Origin of the sequence: Paraburkholderia sp. SIMBA_030, assembly GCF_046535245.1 — a bacterium.
GTDB lineage: Bacteria > Pseudomonadota > Gammaproteobacteria > Burkholderiales > Burkholderiaceae > Paraburkholderia.
The window spans coordinates 207175-223777 of record NZ_JAWRXB010000003.1 but is presented as its reverse complement, the minus strand read 5'-3'; the positions used below and the strand labels follow the sequence as shown (position 1 = coordinate 223777).

The window sequence follows — 16603 nt, the reverse complement described above, 5'->3', positions numbered from 1 at the left end:
TGACCGATGCGCCGCCCGAAGGCGTCGTCCCGTAGTCCCGTAGTCCTTTAGCCGAAACCATGAACGATCGCGAAGTCTCCGAATATCTGCTCGCCAACCCCGAATTCTTCGCCGAACACGCGGAAATGCTCGCGACGATCCGGCTCGCGAACCCGCACGGCAAAGCTGCAGTGTCGTTGCAGGAACGGCAGATGGAAATGCTGCGTGACAAGAACAAACATCTCGAACGGCGCCTCGCCGAGTTGCTGCGGTACGGCCACGAGAACGACAGCATTGCGTCGAAATTCAATCGCTGGACCATCCGCGTGATGGCCGAACGCGATCCGTATGCACTGCCGCGTACGATCACAACCGGTTTGCGCGACATTTTCGACGTGCCGCAAGCCGCGCTGCGCGTGTGGGATATCGCCGAACCGTACGCGCAGGCCGACTTCGCGCGCCATGTCGGCGAGGAAGTGCGGATCTTCGGAAATAGTCTCACCACACCGTATTGCGGCGCGAACACCGGCTTCGAAGCGGCGCAGTGGTTGGCGCCCGCAGTGTCGGCGGTAGCCGACGACACGTCGTCTTCGTCGGCGGAAAACGCGAGCGAATCCGCGCACGCCACCGAGTCGATCGCGCTGCTCGCGCTGCGCGACCCTGAAGGTAAAGAAGAAGCGCCCACCTTCGGCCTGCTGGTGATGGGCTCAGCCGATCCGCGCCGATTTCACGACGGCATGGCCACCGACTTCCTGACGCAGATCGGCGCGTTGGCGAGCGCGGCGCTGAGCCGCCTGCTGCCGCGCTGAGCCCACGCCGATCCGCCCAAACGCCGCCCATCGTGACCGAAGCCGACCCGATCGCCGTCTATCTGTCGAATCTCGAACACGAGCGGCGGTTGTCGGCGCATACGCTGCGCGGCTACACCCACGAACTCGAAGAACTGAAGCTGCTGGCTAAAGGCCGGCCGCTCGAAAGCCTCACCGCCATCGACATTCGCGGCGCCGTTTCACGCGCGCACGCGGGCGGACTGACCGCGCGCTCGATCAGCCATCGGCTTTCGGTGTGGCGTGCGTTTTATCGCTGGCTCGCGGGCCGCGTCGACTTGCCGGCCAATCCGGTCGCCACGGTGCGCGCGCCGAAACAGGCCAGGACGCTGCCTAAAGCGCTTTCCGTCGACGACGCCACGCGCCTGATGGAAAGCCCGCCCGCCGCCACGCTCGAAGGTTTGCGCGATCACGCGATGCTCGAGCTGTTCTACTCGTCGGGCCTGCGCCTGTCTGAACTGGTCGGTCTCGACGCCCGTTTCGCCGATGCCGACGGCTACCGTTCCGCAGGCTGGCTCAAGCTCGATTCCGCCGAAGTCGAAGTGCTCGGCAAGGGCAACCGGCGCCGCATCGTGCCGGTCGGCAGCAAGGCGCTCGACGCCTTGCGCGCGTGGCTCGCGGTGCGCGACCAGATGGTGAAGCACGATCCGCATCCGCTGTTTCTGTCGGCGCGAGGCAATCGTCTGTCGCCGAACGTGGTGCGCGAACGCGTGAAGCGCGCGGCGCTGGTCGCCGGCATTCCCGCCAACGTGCATCCGCACGTGCTGCGGCATTCGTTCGCCACGCATGTGCTGCAATCGAGCGGCGACCTGCGCGCGGTGCAGGAGCTGCTCGGCCACGTCAGCATTACCGCCACACAGGTCTACACGGCGCTCGATTTCCAGCATCTCGCGCACGTCTACGATCAGGCGCATCCACGCGCGAAAAAACGCGACTGACTCCGCTTTTTGCGGTTTGCAGTATCCACCTTCGCTTCACCTGCCGTGTGCGTCTCGCCATGCGGCCTATTGCTCTGCTGACACCCTGATGAACATCGTTACGCTCAAACCGTCGAAAGAAAAGTCGCTGCTGCGCCGCCATCCGTGGGTCTATGCCAATGCAATCGATCGCGTCGACGGCCATCCCGCCGCCGGCGCCACCGTCCTGGTGCGCGCGCACGACGGCCGCTTCCTCGCGCGCGCCGCCTACAGCCCGCATTCGCAGATCCGCGCCCGCGTTTGGAGCTTCGACGAAACCGAGCCGATCGACCACGCGTTCTTCAAGCGCCGCGTGCAGCGCGCGCTGGCGCATCGTCAAAGAATGGTGCGCGACACCGGCGCCGTGCGGCTGATTTTCGGCGAAGCGGACGGGCTGCCTGGCCTGATCGTCGATCATTACGTCGCCGAGGACGAAGGCCAGCGCAGCCAGCTCGTCTGTCAATTCATGGCGGCGGGCGTCGAAGCATGGAAGGAAGCGATCGTCGCCGCGCTAACCGATGCGACCGGTTGCCCGAACGTCTACGAACGCTCGGATGTGTCGATCCGCCAGAAGGAAGGCCTCGAGCAGATCACCGGCGTGCTGGCGGGCGAAGCGCCGTCCGGGACGCTGATCGCGAGCGAAAACGGCGTGCGTTATCACGTCGACGTGCGCAACGGCCACAAGACCGGCTTCTACGTCGACCAGCGCGACAACCGCTTGCTGGTGCAGCAACTCGCGCAGGACCGCGACGTGTTGAACTGCTTCTGCTACACCGGCGGTTTCTCGCTGGCAGCGCTCAAAGGCGGCGCCAGACGCGTGGTGTCGATCGATTCGTCGGGAGACGCACTGGCGATCGCCCAGCAGAACGTCGCGACCAACGGCTTCGATGCGCAGCGTGCCACGTGGCTCGACGCCGACGCGTTCAAGACCCTGCGCCGCCTTTACGACGACGGCGAACGCTTCGACCTGATCGTGCTCGATCCGCCGAAATTCGCGCCGTCGCGTGAACATGTGGACCGGGCGTCGCGCGCCTACAAGGACATCAACCTGACCGGGCTCAAGCTGCTGCGCCCGGGCGGTCTGCTGTTCACCTATTCGTGTTCCGGCGCGATCGACTCCGAACTGTTCCAGAAGATCGTCTCCAGCGCGGCCGCCGACGCGCGCGTCGATGCGCGGATTCTCAAGCGCCTCGGCGCCGGGGTGGACCATCCGCTGCTCACCGCCTTCCCGGAAGGCGAGTACCTGAAAGGCCTACTGTTGCAAATCGCCTGATCGCCCATAGTTTCAGGCCTATTTCCCGCGCCGGCGGCGCAGGCAAACCAGGGTTCGAACGCCGCCGCCTGCGCCGTCCCGACAGATATGTTTCAATACCGGGCTGGATTGGGCTGCGCGCCGTCGGGCTGCCGCGCCCGGTCCGACGCATTCGATTCTGCAGATTCACGTACATACAGGCGACCAACATGATCCCAGTCACCATCCTGACCGGCTTTCTCGGCAGCGGCAAAACCACCCTGCTCAAGCGCATCCTGAACGAAAAGCACGGCATGAAGATCGCCGTGATCGAAAACGAATTCGGCGAAGAGAACATCGACAACGAAATCCTCGTGCAGGACACGAGCGAACAGATCATCCAGATGAGCAACGGCTGCATCTGCTGCACGATCCGCGGCGACCTTTCGCGCGTGCTCGGCGATCTGGCGGCGAAGAAGCAGTCCGGCGAACTGGATTTCGACCGCGTCGTGATCGAAACCACCGGCCTCGCCAATCCGGGCCCGGTCGCCCAAACGTTCTTCATGGACGACCAGATCGCCAATGAATTCCTGCTCGACGCGATCATCACGCTGGTCGACGCAAAGCACGCGAACCACCAGCTCGACGAGCACGAAGTGGTGCAGCGCCAGGTCGGCTTCGCCGATCGGCTGTTCATCACGAAGGCCGATCTGGTCGACGAAAAGCATGTGGAAGATCTGCGCCACCGTCTGCTGCACATGAATCCGCGGGCGGCGATCAGAATCGTCAATTTCGGCGAAGCGGACATCAAGGAAATTTTCGACCTGCGCGGCTTCAACCTGAATTCGAAGCTCGAGATCGATCCGGACTTCCTCGCCGAAGACGAACACGCGCACAACCATGCTCACGCACACGACGAGCACGGCCATACCCACGACGATCACGAAAACTGCGATCACGACCACGGCCATTGCGATCACGAAGGTCACGATCACGCGAATCATCACCACGCGCACCACGACGACAAGATCAAATCGTTCGTCTTCCGCAGCAACCGTCCGTTCGATCCGAACAAGCTGGAAGACTTCCTCGGCGGCATCCTGCAGATCTACGGCGAGCGTCTGTTGCGTTACAAGGGCGTGCTGTACATGAAGGGCGTCGACCGCAAGGTGGTTTTCCAGGGTGTGCATCAGATGATGGGCAGCGATCTGGCCGCGAAATGGCAGCCGATCGAAAAGAAGACCAACAAGATGGTGTTCATCGGCATCGAATTGCCGCAAGACCTGATCACCGACGGTCTGAACGCCTGTCTGGCGTGAGGCGTGAGGCGTGAGCGGCTACGGCACCTACCGTGCCGCGCCGTTGTGCCGCGTGTGCCTCCAGGCACGTGGGCGCAGCGCCAATCGTCTGCTGAATGCGCCGAAAGTGGCCGAAAGGCCGCTGAAAAGTCGTATGTATGAAAAGCGCGTGAAAACCCTGCTGTATTAAAGCGTGCACGACCATCGCTTTTTAGTCGGGCGCGCGTTATATTTTCGGGATATATCGACCTGCTGCAGCGGGATTTCCACCAGTTGCGGTGCAGGATTGTGATTCAGTTACAATACGTGCCCACTGGAGAATGACAACGAATTGCCCGGTCAGTGCGTATCCCGCGCCGGGCCTGACATGGCGCCGGAAAATCTTGTCCGGAAACACGCCGACAATGCCGGCTGGCACAGCCTGAACGGGCGCGCTGCCGGTAGCACTGCCTCAGGAGCATTTGAGAAATCGGTTTCCAGAGGAGTTCGGCCCCGCATAGGCGTAGCGATGCCCAGCGCGTAGGCGCTCGGCGCTTCGGCGTCACGGCAGTCCACCGTCCGTGTTCGCCCTGCGCTCATCGAGCGTCTTCGAGGCGCCTTTGCGGGCAACACGAAAGTGCGGGCACTATGTAAGAGTTTTGCCTCACATTGAAGAAGCAAGCCAGATGACGACGAAACGACTCTTGACTGAAGCCGAAATCCTGAAGATGAGCGACAAGGATTACATGAATGAGGATCAGCTCGCTTTCTTCAAGAACAAGCTCGAACAGCTGCAGGCGGAGATTCTCCGCAATGCCGGCCAGACGACCGAAAACCTGCGCGAAACGGTAATCGTGCCGGACCCGGCCGATCGCGCGACGATCGAGGAAGAGCATGCGCTCGAACTGCGCACGCGCGACCGCGAGCGCAAGCTGCTGAAAAAGGTGCAGCAATCGCTCGCGCGCATCGATTCGGGCGATTATGGCTGGTGCGAAGAAACCGGCGAGCCGATCGGCATTCCGCGTCTGCTCGCACGGCCCACGGCCACCCTGTCGCTCGAAGCGCAGGAACGCCGCGAACTGCGCCAGAAGCTGTTCGGCGACTGAACGCCTGCGGCGCGGCTTCGGCTCCGCGCCCTGTTACGCTGCTTCGTCGAGAGGCGCACGGTAATCTGTGCGCCTTTTTTCTTTTGCAGGGCACTTTTTAGCGTTCGCCAGGAACGCGCCCCCGATCGTCAGCTGGCGGCGGTTCTACGCCGCGCCGGTGCTGCCACCCGGCTCCTCACCCTCTCCCGTGCGCCGTCCTGGTCACGGGTTTTTTGTCTTATGCCATTTGCCGGCTCTTGATATGACCGCGCACGCCCTAAAATAAACCGAACATGCGCTGCACGAGCGCGCGCCGGCCAGTCGATCGTCGGGTTGACCGGTTCAGCGTCGCGCGCCGTCCGCTTCCCGGATTCATGCGGTAGCGCTGCGCTGCCGCGTCCTACCCGTTTTGCAAAGAGGAACGCATATGGAGCAATTTCACGGCACGACGATCGTCTCCGTGCGCCGCGGCGACAAGGTCGCGCTCGGCGGCGACGGCCAGGTCACACTGGGCAACATCGTCATGAAGGGTGGCGCGAAGAAAGTCCGGCGCATCTATAACGGCAAGGTGCTGGTCGGCTTCGCCGGCGGCACGGCCGACGCCTTCTCGCTGCTCGACCGCTTCGAAGCGAAGCTGGAAAAACATCAGGGCAATCTGACGCGCGCGGCCGTCGAACTCGCGAAAGACTGGCGCACCGACCGCATGCTGCGCCGCCTCGAAGCGATGCTGATCGCCGCCGACGCGACCAGTACCCTAGTCATCACCGGTAACGGCGACGTACTCGACCCGGAAGGCGGTATCTGTGCAATCGGTTCGGGCGGCGCCTACGCGCAAGCCGCTGCGAAAGCGCTCGCCGACAACACCGAGTTGTCGCCGCGCGAAATCGTGGAGAAGTCGCTGGAGATTGCCGGCGACATGTGCATCTATACGAACCATAACCGCGTCATCGAGACGATCGAGTAAGGACCCACGATGAGCACCATGACCCCTGCCGAGATCGTCTCGGAACTCGACAAGCACATCATCGGCCAAGGCCGCGCGAAAAAAGCGGTGGCAGTGGCATTGCGCAACCGCTGGCGCCGTCAACAGGTCGAAGAACCGCTGCGTCAGGAAATCACGCCGAAGAACATTCTGATGATCGGACCGACCGGCGTCGGCAAAACCGAAATCGCGCGGCGCCTGGCGAAACTGGCCGACGCGCCATTCATCAAGATCGAAGCCACCAAGTTCACCGAAGTTGGCTACGTAGGCCGCGACGTCGACAGCATCGTGCGCGATCTGATGGAGATCTCGATCAAGCAGACGCGCGAAACGGAAATGCGCAAAGTGCGCAACAAGGCCGAAGATCAGGCGGAAGACCGCATCCTCGACATCCTGCTGCCCACCGCGCGCCCGGTCGGTTTCGGCGCGAGCTCAAGCGCCGCGGACACCGTGGATGAAAGCAGCCCGACGCGTCAGACCTTCCGCAAGCGTCTGCGCGAAGGCCTGCTCGACGACAAGGAAATCGAACTCGACGTCGAGCAGCCGCAAGTCGGCATGGACATCATGGGGCCGCCGGGCATGGAAGACATGACCGAGCAGATCCGCTCGATGTTCGCGAACATCGGCGGCGGCAAGAAAACGCGCCGCAAGATGAAGGTGAAGGAAGCGCTGAAAGTCCTCACCGACGAAGAAGCCGGCAAGATGCTCAACGACGAAGAGGTGAAAACCAGGGCGGTGCAGAACGTCGAGCAGAACGGCATCGTGTTCCTCGACGAAATCGACAAGATTGCCTCGCGTAACGAAACGGGCGGCGGCGAAGTGTCACGCCAGGGCGTGCAGCGCGATCTGTTGCCGCTCGTCGAAGGCACCACGATCAACACCAAGTACGGCATGGTGAAGACCGATCACATCCTGTTCATCGCAAGCGGTGCGTTTCATCTGGCGAGGCCGAGCGATCTGATTCCGGAACTGCAAGGCCGTTTCCCGATTCGGGTCGAACTGGATTCGCTGTCGGTAGGCGATTTCGAGTCGATCCTGGTCGCCACCGATGCGAGCCTCGTCAAGCAATACCAGGCACTGCTCGAAACCGAAGACGTGCACCTCGAATTCGCCGACGACGGCATTCGCCGCCTCGCCGAGATTGCGTACTCGGTGAACGAGAAAACCGAGAATATCGGCGCGCGCCGCCTGTACACGGTGATCGAAAAGCTGCTCGAAGAAGTCTCGTTCTCGGCCGGCAATCATTCGGGCACGACGGTGAAAATCGATGCGTCGTATGTCGACCGCGCGCTGAATGAAGTGGCTGAAGACGAAGACCTCTCGCGCTACGTGCTGTGAAGTCGCATCTGCCGCCGCGTATGCCGCATCAAAGCCGTACGCCTCCCCGGATCCACATCATGTGCGAGGCGTAAAAAACGGGCTGCTTTGTGAAAGGCAGCCCGTTTTGCTTTCTGGCCTGCGAACGAAAGGCCCGGCCGCTTACTGCTTGACCGGCCGCTTGGCCAACTTGCGCTGCAGCGTTCGACGATGCATGTTTAGTGCGCGCGCGGTGGCCGAGATATTACCGCCGTGCTCAGCGAGCACGCGTTGAATATGCTCCCACTCGAGACGCGCGACCGACAACGGCGTGGGATGCTCGATCGCCTCTTCGGCTTGCAGCGCGCTCGCTTCGCTTTGCAGCGCCGACAAAATCGTTTCGACGTTGGCCGGCTTCGCCAGATAGTTATCGGCGCCGTCTTTCACCGCTTGCACCGCGGTCGCAATGCTCGCGTACCCGGTCAGCACCAGCATCCGCGCGTCCGGCTGCAGGTCGCGCAGCGGCGCGACGAGCGTGAGGCCCGAGTCGTTGCCGAGATGCAGGTCCACCGTGATCTGGCTGAACTTCTGCTGGTTCGCGAGCTTGATCGCCTCGTCCGCGTTGTGCGCTTCGGCCACCGTGTAGCCGCGCCGCGTCAGACCGCGGGCGAGGATACCGGAGAACACCTCATCGTCGTCGATCACCAGAAAATTCATCTCGCTCATGCCTGTTTCTCCGTGTTGGATGGCGCGGCGCCGCGACGGCCCGTGCCGGATAATTTGCGCGCCGCGAGCGGTAGCCGCAGCACTGCGCGTGTACCACGTGGCTTGATCTCACTGACGTCGGTCAATTCGATCGAACCGCCTAGGCGCGCCGCCGCTGAAAACGCCAGATAAAGACCCACGCCGTGCCCGCCCTGCGTACTATCGACCGGCACCGTGCCGAGTGAACCACGCAACGCCAGCGGAATACCAGGGCCCGCGTCGCATACTTCGAATTCGATCCGGTCGCCTTGCTTCGCGAGCGTGCATGCCAGCGTCACATGATCGCGGCTCGCACGCGCTGCGTTGTCCAGCAGGATCGTGAGAATCTGACTGACGGCAACCGCGTCGTCAAGACTCACCTCCGCGGGCGGCACGCCGAACCGCTCGAATTTCACGTGCGGATGGCGCAAGCGCCATTGCTCGCCGAACGACTCGAGCCACTCGGCGACCGGTTGCCGGTTGCTCGACGTCGAGGCGCGGCTGCGCAACCGCGCAAGCGCCGAGGTGCACAACGTCATTTGCTGTTCGAGCAGTTCGAGGTCGGCCGTATAGGGCGCGAGGCCCTGATCTGTGCGCGCGGCGTCGCGCAATTCTTCGGTCAGCATCGCGATGGTAGACAGCGGCGTGCCGATTTCGTGCGCGACGGTGGCGGCCTGCACGCCGAGTGCGACGGCGCGCTCGTCTTGCAGCAAGCGCTGCTGGGCTTCGCCAAGCGCTGCGTCACGTAGCCGCAGAGCCCGCGACATACGCGCCACGAACCATGCAATCAACCCCACGCTGACCATGAAGTTCACCCACATGCCCGCGCGATAGTAATCGAACAGGTTGGCGGGGTTATCGAGATTAAGCGGCACCGAATCGAAACCAAGCACGGCGTAGCAGGCCACCGCGAAGGCAGCAAGCCACGCCATCAGACGCCACGGCAACACGGCCGCGGCAATCGCGAGAGACGGCAGATACAGCGAGACAAAGGGATTGGTCGTGCCGCCGGACAGAAACAGCAGCGCCGACAACGCGCCCAGATCGACCCAGATCTGGCCGAACAATTCGAGGTTGGACTCGGGCCGCTGCTGCAAGACGCGCCACCAGGTGAGACCGTTGAAGATCACTTCGAGCGAGATCACGAGCAACATCGCGGGCAACGGCAGATGCACGCCGATGAAGATCTGCACGAACGCGATCGTCATCAGTTGGCCGATGATGGCGAGGCTGCGCAGCCAGAACAGATGACTGAGATTGACTCGGCCGGTGGTGGTAATACGATGCATCACGTCAGTTTACCTGTTCGGAATTGTCGGACTCGTCTGACTGACCTCGCGACGTCGCGCCGGTAACATGGCTTTTCTGCGATAGCGCCGCACGGGCCATCGCCCACCATCGGTTCGCCAGCCGTCCGGACATACTCATGCCGTCTCCATCCTCAGATTCCGAGCAGCACGTCTCGTCAGCTTTCCTGAATTTTCTGCGGCATGCTGCCGCAGCTCGACAAAACGGCACGGCACAAGCAGAGACCAACTTGCTCGATGCCGCCGCACAACTGCATCCACTCGACGACGAATCGCTCGATTCGCTGACCACAGCTTCGCTTGCGCAGCACCGTCACGACGACGCCATCGCGCTCGCCGCCATTATTGCCCAACTAGACCCCAACCGCGCTGTCGCGCACTTTCGCCTGGGCTACACGCTGCAAATGGCGAACCGGCATGACGAAGCGATTGCACCGTATCGTCGCGCACTCGCGCTCGATCCGCGGCTGCCGCAGTTGCGCAACAATCTCGCTGGCGCGCTGATGCTCACCGGCGGCGACCTGAGCGAACAGCTCGCGCTACTGGAAAGCGCAGTGCAAGACGAACCCGGCGAAGGCGAAGCATGGACCAATCTCGCGCAGGCAAGCCGCGCCGGTTTTAATCTGCCGCGCGCGCTTGAGGCCGGCGCAATAGCCGTGCAATGCACGCCGTATAGCCCGCTGGCGCATAACAACTATGCGCTGGCACTGCGTGAAGCGCAACGCTGGGACGACGCGGAGCAAGCCGAAAGGATCGCCTGCGCACTTGCGCCCACAGACGCGATCCTGCGCTTCAATCTCAGCACGTTGCTGCTGATGCGCGGCAATTACGCACACGGCTGGCCGGCCCACGAAGCGCGCTGGGACGGTTCTTTGGAACTGGGCGGCGACCGCCCACAGATGCCGGCGCCGACCTGGCAAGGCGAGCCTCTCGCCGGCAAAACGCTGTTGGTGTGGGGCGAGCAGGGCATGGGCGACGTACTGCAGTTCAGCCGCTATATTCCGTTGCTGGCGGAGCGCGTTCATCGCGAAGACGGCCGCCTGATCTGGAATTCGTTTCCCCAGATGGGCGCGCTGCTGGTGCGCAGCCTGGGCGTTCACGTGGACGACTACACGGCAGGCGGCGGCGTCGAATCCCTGCCGCCGTTCGACTATGAGATTCCGCTGCTCAGTCTGCCATCCATATTCGACACGCGGGAACAGACGATCCCCGCTGCGATTCCGTATTTACACGCCGACCCCGCCGCCCGCGAGTCATGGCGCACGCGCCTGGCCAGCGAACCCGGGCTCAAGGTGGGACTGACATGGACCGGCAGCGCCGGCCATCAGCGCAATCCGTTTCGGCGGCTTGGCTGGGAACGCTACGCGGCGTATTTCGGTGGCGCGAAAGACGTTGGCTTCTATTCGCTGCAGCCGGGCGCGGCCGCGGACGTCGCGGCGGCGCAAGCAGCCGGCTTGCCGATGATCGACTTCACCGCCGGGTTCACCGACTTCGACGACACCGCCGCGTTTGTCAGCGCGCTCGATCTCGTGATCACGGTTTGCACGTCCGTGGCGCATCTGAGCGGCGCGCTCGGCCAGCGCACGTGGGTCCTGCTCGACGTCAATCCGCACTGGGTTTGGCTGCTCGACCGGTGTGACAGCCCGTGGTATCCGGGCGCGACGCTATACCGGCAGCAACAGTTCGGGCAATGGGATCGGGCACTCGAAGCCGTTACACGCGATCTGAGCACGCTAGCGGCGCGGCACCGCGCGGCGTAGCTCGCCACAGCGTCGCCACAGCGCGCCGGTTTCAAGCCGGATCGATGCCAGGCCAGGCTTGCGCGGCTCGTGCGATCTCCCCGGCGAGACATTCGGGGCACAGGCAGCGGCCCCCCGGATCCAACCTGTCGGCCGGCAATGCCGGCATGGCGCGGCACCAACACTCGAACGGCTCCCCATGCATGGCGCAGTCGAACGCGTTGCCGCAACGCGGACAACGCGCGCTGCTTTGGGAGCGGGTAGCGGACGGTTTCATGACGGGCAGGATGGTCTCGCTAAAGCATCGGTCAGGAAATGATGCCACGAGTGGCGCGGCTCCGTTAGTCGGCCGTTCGGCCTATTCCCGGCCTGCCGTAACCGGCTGTACGCTGGTTCGTCGGCCACCTGTTTGAGCCGTCGATTGCGCAGTGCGCCAGGTACGTGCCGCCCGCCGCCAGCACCGGCGTCGAAAACCCTGTTGCAGCGCGCCAGTCCTGTACAATTCGCCCTGTTTCAACTGTCCCGTGCCTGAGCCTGCCGCCATGTCCGAGCTTCCCGACCTTTCGCAGATCGCGCCCACCCTCAAGGCTGAAATCCTCGCCGAGGCGCTGCCCTATATTCGCCAATATCACGGCAAGACCGTGGTGATCAAATACGGCGGGAACGCTATGACCGAAGAGCGCCTGAAGCAAGGCTTCGCGCGCGACGTGATTCTGCTGAAACTGGTCGGTATCAATCCGGTGATCGTGCACGGCGGCGGTCCGCAAATCGACCAGGCGCTGAAGAAAATCGGCAAGCAGGGCACGTTCATCCAGGGCATGCGCGTCACCGACGAAGAGACGATGGAAGTCGTCGAATGGGTGCTCGGCGGCGAAGTGCAGCAGGATATCGTCACGCTGATCAACCATTTCGGCGGCCACGCCGTCGGTCTGACCGGCAAGGACGGCGGCCTGATCCACGCGCGCAAGATGCTGATGCCGGATCGAGACAATCCCGGCCAGTATGTCGATATCGGCCAGGTCGGCGAAGTCGAGGCGATCAATCCGGCGGTCGTGAAGGCGCTGCAGGACGACGCGTTCATTCCGGTGATCTCGCCGATCGGTTTCGGCGAAGACGGCCTGTCGTACAACATCAACGCGGATCTGGTCGCGGGCAAGCTGGCGGTCGTGCTGAACGCCGAAAAGCTCGTGATGATGACCAACATCCCCGGCGTGATGGACAAGGAAGGCAATCTGCTGACCGATCTGTCGGCGCGTGAGATCGACGGCCTGTTCGACGATGGCACGATCTCCGGCGGCATGCTGCCGAAAATCTCGTCGGCGCTCGACGCGGCGAAGAGCGGCGTGCGTTCGGTGCACATCATCGACGGCCGGATCGAGCACTCGGTTCTGCTGGAAATTCTCACCGAACAGCCGTTCGGCACGATGATCCGCTCGCATTGATCTTCGCCTCGAGCACGGCATGCACGGCGCGCCCAACCTGTGCGCCGTGCATGCCCGTTGTACTGCCCGGTTCGCAGCCTGGTTCACAACTCACCTCACACCGCGCCGCCCGATCGCGCGAAAATAAACTTCCCGTTGCTCCCCTCGCTCGCGTCGCAAGCCGCCCGCGTTCATTGCACGGCGCGGCAGCTCGCCGCTAGCCGGCTCTACTCATCATGCGCACCCCCACCTCCCAGCGCCGTCGTCCGCACATCGCAGGTGGCAGTCCGGTCTGGCTGTTCGATCTCGACAACACGCTGCACCACGCTTCGCACGCGATCTTTCCGGCGATCAATCAGGCGATGACGCAGTACATCATCGACGCGCTGCAAGTCGAAATCGATGAAGCCAACCGCCTGCGCACCGGTTACACGCAGCGCTACGGCGCGACCTTGCTCGGGCTCGCGCGGCATCATCCGCTCGATCCGCACGATTTCCTGAAGGTCGTGCACACGTTTGCCGATCTGGGTTCGATGATCCGCCACGAACGCGGCATCGCGCGCCTCGTCGCGGCGCTGCCGGGCCGCAAGATCGTGCTGACCAACGCCCCGGAAACCTATGCGCGCGCCGTGTTGGCTGAACTAGGCATCGAGCGGCTGTTCGAGCAGGTCATCGCGATCGAGCATATGCGCGACCGTCGCGGCTGGCGTGCCAAACCCGACCACGCGATGCTGCGCAAAGCGATGCGCGACGCGCACGTGTCGATGAGCGATGTGATCCTCGTCGAAGACACGCGCTCGCATCTGAAGAACTATCGGCGGCTCGGCATCCGCACCGTGTGGATCACCGGTCACCTGCCGCGCAAACCGCATGCGGACGGCATGCCGACGCGTCTGCCGGGCACCGGCCGGCCGCACTATGTCGATCAGTGCATTCGTTCGTTAAAATCGTTACGACTGGGCACCCGCTCGGTGCGACTGAAGGGACGACAGACATGCAGCCGATCGACAAGCCTGACGAAGCCGTAGCCGAACACGAGTCCGAACCCGCGGCGAGCCCACGTGCGCCGCGCCTGAAGCCGGGCGAACGCCGGGTGCACATCCTCCAGACGCTCGCCGCGATGCTGGAGGCGCCGAAGAACGAAAAGATCACCACTGCGGCGCTCGCCGCCCGCCTCGGCGTTTCGGAAGCCGCGCTGTACCGCCATTTCGCCAGCAAGGCGCAAATGTTCGAAGGGCTGATCGAGTTCATCGAGCAAACCATCTTCGGCCTGATCAACCAGATCGCCGACAAGGAAAGCAACGGCGTACTGCAGGCGCGTTCGATCGCCTTGATGCTGCTCAATTTCCCCGCGAAGAACCCCGGCATGACGCGCGTTTTGACCTGCGAGGCGCTGGTCGGCGAGCATGAACGGTTGACCGAACGCGTCAATCAGATGCTGGAGCGGGTCGAAGCTTCGTTGAAGCAATGTCTGCGGCTCGCTCAAATGGATGCAAACGCGAGCGAAACCGCAAGCGCGGGCGGCACGCAAGCCGCCGTGCCGCTGCCCGCCGGCTACGATCCCGCGATCCGCGCGAGCCTGCTGCTCAGCTACATCATCGGCCGCTGGCACCGGTACGTGCGCAGCGGCTTTGCACGGGCGCCCGCTGAACATGCCGACGCCCAGTTGCTGCTGATTCTTCAGTAGTCCGCGCGGCATGCGCGGACTCATGCGAGCGCCCACGACGTTGCCACATGAGAATTTCCGCTATACTTTCCGCCTGATTGCAGCACCTGATTGCAGCGCCCGAAAGCACCGGGCGCCGCAATCCAGAACACCCTGAACATCTCACGCGCCGATTTGCTGACTCGATTGCGGGCGCGCGAACCACCGGGAACGTTTCCCGGGGTTCACTACAAATGCGGCTAAAGAGGTCGTCAGCCGCGCACACAGTCTTTCCCCCGTGCCTCGCCGACGCCATCTAGCCGCCCTGTTTTGTTAAATGGCGGAATGAATGGAATCGATCGGTATCGTCGCTCCCCAAAAAATGCATTTCACTGAGCCGCTGCGCTTGCAGAACGGCAGCTCGCTGGCCGGTTACGACCTGATGGTCGAAACCTACGGCACGCTCAATGCCGCGCGCAGCAATGCGGTGCTGGTGTGCCACGCGCTCAATGCCTCGCACCATGTCGCGGGCGTGTACGCCGACAATCCGAAGGACATCGGCTGGTGGGACAACATGGTCGGCCCGGGCAAACCGCTCGACACCGACAGGTTCTTCGTGATCGGCGTGAACAACCTGGGCTCGTGCTTCGGCTCGACCGGCCCGATGAGCATCGATCCGGCCACCGGAAACCCCTACGGCGCGACGTTTCCCGTGGTGACGGTGGAAGACTGGGTCAACGCCCAGGCGCGCGTCGCCGATGAATTCGGCATCGTGCGCTTTGCCGCGGTAATGGGCGGCAGCCTCGGCGGCATGCAGGCGCTGGCGTGGAGCATGATGTATCCGGAACGCGTCGGCCATTGCATCGTGGTCGCGTCCACGCCGAAACTGTCCGCGCAGAACATCGCGTTCAACGAGGTGGCGCGCTCGGCGATCCTGTCGGACCCGGACTTCCACGGCGGCAACTACTACGCGCACAACGTCAAGCCGAAGCGCGGCTTGCGCGTCGCGCGGATGATCGGCCACATCACCTATCTGTCCGACGACGACATGGCCGAGAAATTCGGCCGATCGCTGCGCCGCGCGGAAGGCGCGGTGGATGCGTACAACTTCAACTTCGACGTCGAGTTCGAGGTGGAGTCGTATCTGCGCTACCAGGGCGACAAGTTCGCCGACTACTTCGACGCGAACACCTATCTGCTGATCACCCGCGCGCTCGACTATTTCGATCCGGCCAAAGCCTTCGACGGCGATCTGACCGCCGCCGTCGCGCACACCACGGCGAAATACCTGATCGCCAGCTTCTCGACCGACTGGCGTTTCGCGCCGGCCCGCTCGCGCGAACTGGTGAAGGCGCTGCTCGACCACAAGCGCACGGTGACTTACGCGGAAATCGACGCGCCGCACGGCCACGACGCCTTCCTGCTCGACGACGCGCGCTATCACAACCTGATGCGCGCCTATTACGAACGTATTGCGAACGAGGTGAACGCATGAACCAGCGAGCACTCGATTATCTGGCGCTGCGCCCGGATTTCCGCGCGATCGCCCGCTGGGTCGAACCGCGCGCGACCGTGCTCGATCTCGGCTGCGGCGACGGTTCGCTGCTGTCGCTGCTGACCGAAGAACTGGACGTGCAGGGCTACGGCATCGAAATCAACGACGCCGGCGTGCTGGCATCGACGCAAAACGGCGTCAACGTGATCCAGCAGAATCTGGAAGACGGCCTGCGTCTGTTCGAAGACGGCAGCTTCGACTTCGCGATTCTGTCGCAAACGCTGCAAACCATCCATCAGACCGCCGCGATCCTGCGCGAGACGGTGCGGGTCGGCAAGGAATGCATCGTGTCGTTTCCGAACTTCGGCTACTGGGCGCACCGGCTTTCGGTGCTGCAAGGCCGCATGCCGGTGTCGAAGTCGCTGCCTTTTCAATGGCACAACACGCCGAACGTGCGGGTACTGACCATCAAGGATTTCGAGGCGCTCGCGCCCGAGGTCGGCATCGAAATTCTCGACCGCGTGGTACTGCACGACGGCCAGGTGGTGCGGTGGGGCGTGAACTGGCGTGGTAGTCTTGCGGTCTATCGCGTCAAGAAAAGCTAACGCAAGTTATCCAC

The 16603-nt window shown here is 63.2% G+C and carries 17 protein-coding genes; 14 read left to right on the top strand and 3 right to left on the bottom strand.

Annotation, left to right across the window (positions count from 1 at the left end; genetic code table 11):
- Positions 1-59 precede the first annotated feature (59 nt).
- The 8 genes from SB772_RS06330 (at position 60) to hslU (ending at position 7675) form a co-directional block, all read left to right on the top strand.
- A complete protein-coding gene (locus SB772_RS06330) occupies positions 60-788 on the top strand; it encodes a DUF484 family protein (protein WP_410832425.1) in 729 nt (242 codons plus the stop codon).
- Between the two features lie 32 nt (positions 789-820).
- Positions 821-1744: a tyrosine recombinase XerC gene (gene xerC / locus SB772_RS06325; protein WP_410832424.1), complete on the top strand. Its 924-nt coding sequence runs from the start codon at positions 821-823 to the stop codon at positions 1742-1744.
- Positions 1745-1832: 88 nt separating this feature from the next.
- Positions 1833-3035 (top strand): class I SAM-dependent rRNA methyltransferase, encoded by a 1203-nt coding sequence (locus SB772_RS06320; RefSeq protein WP_410832423.1) that lies wholly within the window; start codon positions 1833-1835, stop codon positions 3033-3035.
- A gap of 188 nt (positions 3036-3223) precedes the next feature.
- Entirely contained in the window at positions 3224-4312 is a 1089-nt protein-coding gene (locus SB772_RS06315; protein ID WP_410832422.1) for a CobW family GTP-binding protein, read from the top strand.
- A 10-nt stretch (positions 4313-4322) separates the two neighbouring features.
- The gene (locus SB772_RS06310; protein WP_410832421.1) at positions 4323-4481 is read left to right on the top strand and encodes a hypothetical protein; all 159 of its coding nucleotides are present in this window, start codon (positions 4323-4325) and stop codon (positions 4479-4481) included.
- A 475-nt stretch (positions 4482-4956) separates the two neighbouring features.
- Positions 4957-5376 (top strand): RNA polymerase-binding protein DksA, encoded by a 420-nt coding sequence (gene dksA, locus SB772_RS06305; RefSeq protein WP_006050516.1) that lies wholly within the window; start codon positions 4957-4959, stop codon positions 5374-5376.
- A 406-nt stretch (positions 5377-5782) separates the two neighbouring features.
- Complete coding sequence (gene hslV, locus SB772_RS06300) at positions 5783-6319, top strand: ATP-dependent protease subunit HslV (protein WP_410832420.1); 537 nt, start codon at positions 5783-5785, stop codon at positions 6317-6319.
- Positions 6320-6328: 9 nt separating this feature from the next.
- The gene (hslU, locus tag SB772_RS06295; RefSeq protein ID WP_410832419.1) at positions 6329-7675 is read left to right on the top strand and encodes an ATP-dependent protease ATPase subunit HslU; all 1347 of its coding nucleotides are present in this window, start codon (positions 6329-6331) and stop codon (positions 7673-7675) included.
- 141 nt (positions 7676-7816) lie between these two features.
- On the opposite strand, the gene SB772_RS06290 is transcribed toward hslU, so the two are convergent.
- The gene (locus SB772_RS06290) at positions 7817-8359 is read right to left on the bottom strand and encodes a response regulator transcription factor (RefSeq protein ID WP_120297330.1); all 543 of its coding nucleotides are present in this window, start codon (positions 8357-8359) and stop codon (positions 7817-7819) included.
- On the bottom strand, positions 8356-9666 hold the full coding sequence (locus SB772_RS06285) for an ATP-binding protein (RefSeq protein WP_410832637.1): 1311 nt from the start codon (positions 9664-9666) through the stop codon (positions 8356-8358). The genes SB772_RS06290 and SB772_RS06285 overlap by 4 nt, the downstream gene beginning before the upstream one ends.
- Positions 9667-9803: 137 nt before the next feature.
- Between SB772_RS06285 and SB772_RS06280 the strand changes: the two genes are divergently transcribed.
- Complete coding sequence (locus SB772_RS06280; RefSeq protein WP_410832418.1) at positions 9804-11444, top strand: tetratricopeptide repeat protein; 1641 nt, start codon at positions 9804-9806, stop codon at positions 11442-11444.
- A gap of 31 nt (positions 11445-11475) precedes the next feature.
- Here SB772_RS06280 and SB772_RS06275 read toward each other — a convergent pair whose 3' ends face one another.
- Positions 11476-11700 (bottom strand): cysteine-rich CWC family protein, encoded by a 225-nt coding sequence (locus SB772_RS06275; protein WP_410832636.1) that lies wholly within the window; start codon positions 11698-11700, stop codon positions 11476-11478.
- 265 nt (positions 11701-11965) lie between these two features.
- Between SB772_RS06275 and argB the strand changes: the two genes are divergently transcribed.
- From argB to metW, 5 genes are all read left to right on the top strand, one after another.
- Positions 11966-12865: an acetylglutamate kinase gene (gene argB / locus SB772_RS06270; protein ID WP_341313662.1), complete on the top strand. Its 900-nt coding sequence runs from the start codon at positions 11966-11968 to the stop codon at positions 12863-12865.
- Positions 12866-13080: 215 nt separating this feature from the next.
- Positions 13081-13872 carry a pyrimidine 5'-nucleotidase gene (locus SB772_RS06265; RefSeq protein ID WP_410832417.1) on the top strand — a complete coding sequence of 264 codons (792 nt, stop codon included), beginning with the start codon at positions 13081-13083 and terminating at the stop codon, positions 13870-13872.
- A complete protein-coding gene (gene slmA / locus SB772_RS06260; RefSeq protein ID WP_410832416.1) occupies positions 13839-14531 on the top strand; it encodes a nucleoid occlusion factor SlmA in 693 nt (230 codons plus the stop codon). Before SB772_RS06265 ends, slmA begins: the two co-directional genes overlap by 34 nt.
- A gap of 307 nt (positions 14532-14838) precedes the next feature.
- Positions 14839-15984, top strand: a complete 1146-nt coding sequence (locus SB772_RS06255) for a homoserine O-acetyltransferase (protein WP_410832415.1) — start codon at positions 14839-14841, stop codon at positions 15982-15984.
- A complete protein-coding gene (gene metW, locus SB772_RS06250) occupies positions 15981-16589 on the top strand; it encodes a methionine biosynthesis protein MetW (RefSeq protein WP_410832414.1) in 609 nt (202 codons plus the stop codon). Before SB772_RS06255 ends, metW begins: the two co-directional genes overlap by 4 nt.
- Positions 16590-16603: the final 14 nt, after the last annotated feature.

What these genes read in the sequence shown, in the direction of transcription:
- SB772_RS06290 (WP_120297330.1), bottom strand. Translation starts at nt 8,359, where the DNA reads ATGAGCGAGATGAATTTTCTGGTGATCGACGACGATGAGGTGTTCTCC.
- SB772_RS06275 (WP_410832636.1), bottom strand. Translation starts at nt 11,700, where the DNA reads ATGAAACCGTCCGCTACCCGCTCCCAAAGCAGCGCGCGTTGTCCGCGT.
- hslU (WP_410832419.1), top strand. Translation starts at nt 6,329, where the DNA reads ATGAGCACCATGACCCCTGCCGAGATCGTCTCGGAACTCGACAAGCAC.
- SB772_RS06330 (WP_410832425.1), top strand. Translation starts at nt 60, where the DNA reads ATGAACGATCGCGAAGTCTCCGAATATCTGCTCGCCAACCCCGAATTC.
- SB772_RS06280 (WP_410832418.1), top strand. Translation starts at nt 9,804, where the DNA reads ATGCCGTCTCCATCCTCAGATTCCGAGCAGCACGTCTCGTCAGCTTTC.
- SB772_RS06265 (WP_410832417.1), top strand. Translation starts at nt 13,081, where the DNA reads ATGCGCACCCCCACCTCCCAGCGCCGTCGTCCGCACATCGCAGGTGGC.
- SB772_RS06285 (WP_410832637.1), bottom strand. Translation starts at nt 9,666, where the DNA reads ATGCATCGTATTACCACCACCGGCCGAGTCAATCTCAGTCATCTGTTC.
- hslV (WP_410832420.1), top strand. Translation starts at nt 5,783, where the DNA reads ATGGAGCAATTTCACGGCACGACGATCGTCTCCGTGCGCCGCGGCGAC.
- SB772_RS06315 (WP_410832422.1), top strand. Translation starts at nt 3,224, where the DNA reads ATGATCCCAGTCACCATCCTGACCGGCTTTCTCGGCAGCGGCAAAACC.
- dksA (WP_006050516.1), top strand. Translation starts at nt 4,957, where the DNA reads ATGACGACGAAACGACTCTTGACTGAAGCCGAAATCCTGAAGATGAGC.
- metW (WP_410832414.1), top strand. Translation starts at nt 15,981, where the DNA reads ATGAACCAGCGAGCACTCGATTATCTGGCGCTGCGCCCGGATTTCCGC.
- SB772_RS06320 (WP_410832423.1), top strand. Translation starts at nt 1,833, where the DNA reads ATGAACATCGTTACGCTCAAACCGTCGAAAGAAAAGTCGCTGCTGCGC.
- SB772_RS06255 (WP_410832415.1), top strand. Translation starts at nt 14,839, where the DNA reads ATGGAATCGATCGGTATCGTCGCTCCCCAAAAAATGCATTTCACTGAG.
- slmA (WP_410832416.1), top strand. Translation starts at nt 13,839, where the DNA reads ATGCAGCCGATCGACAAGCCTGACGAAGCCGTAGCCGAACACGAGTCC.
- argB (WP_341313662.1), top strand. Translation starts at nt 11,966, where the DNA reads ATGTCCGAGCTTCCCGACCTTTCGCAGATCGCGCCCACCCTCAAGGCT.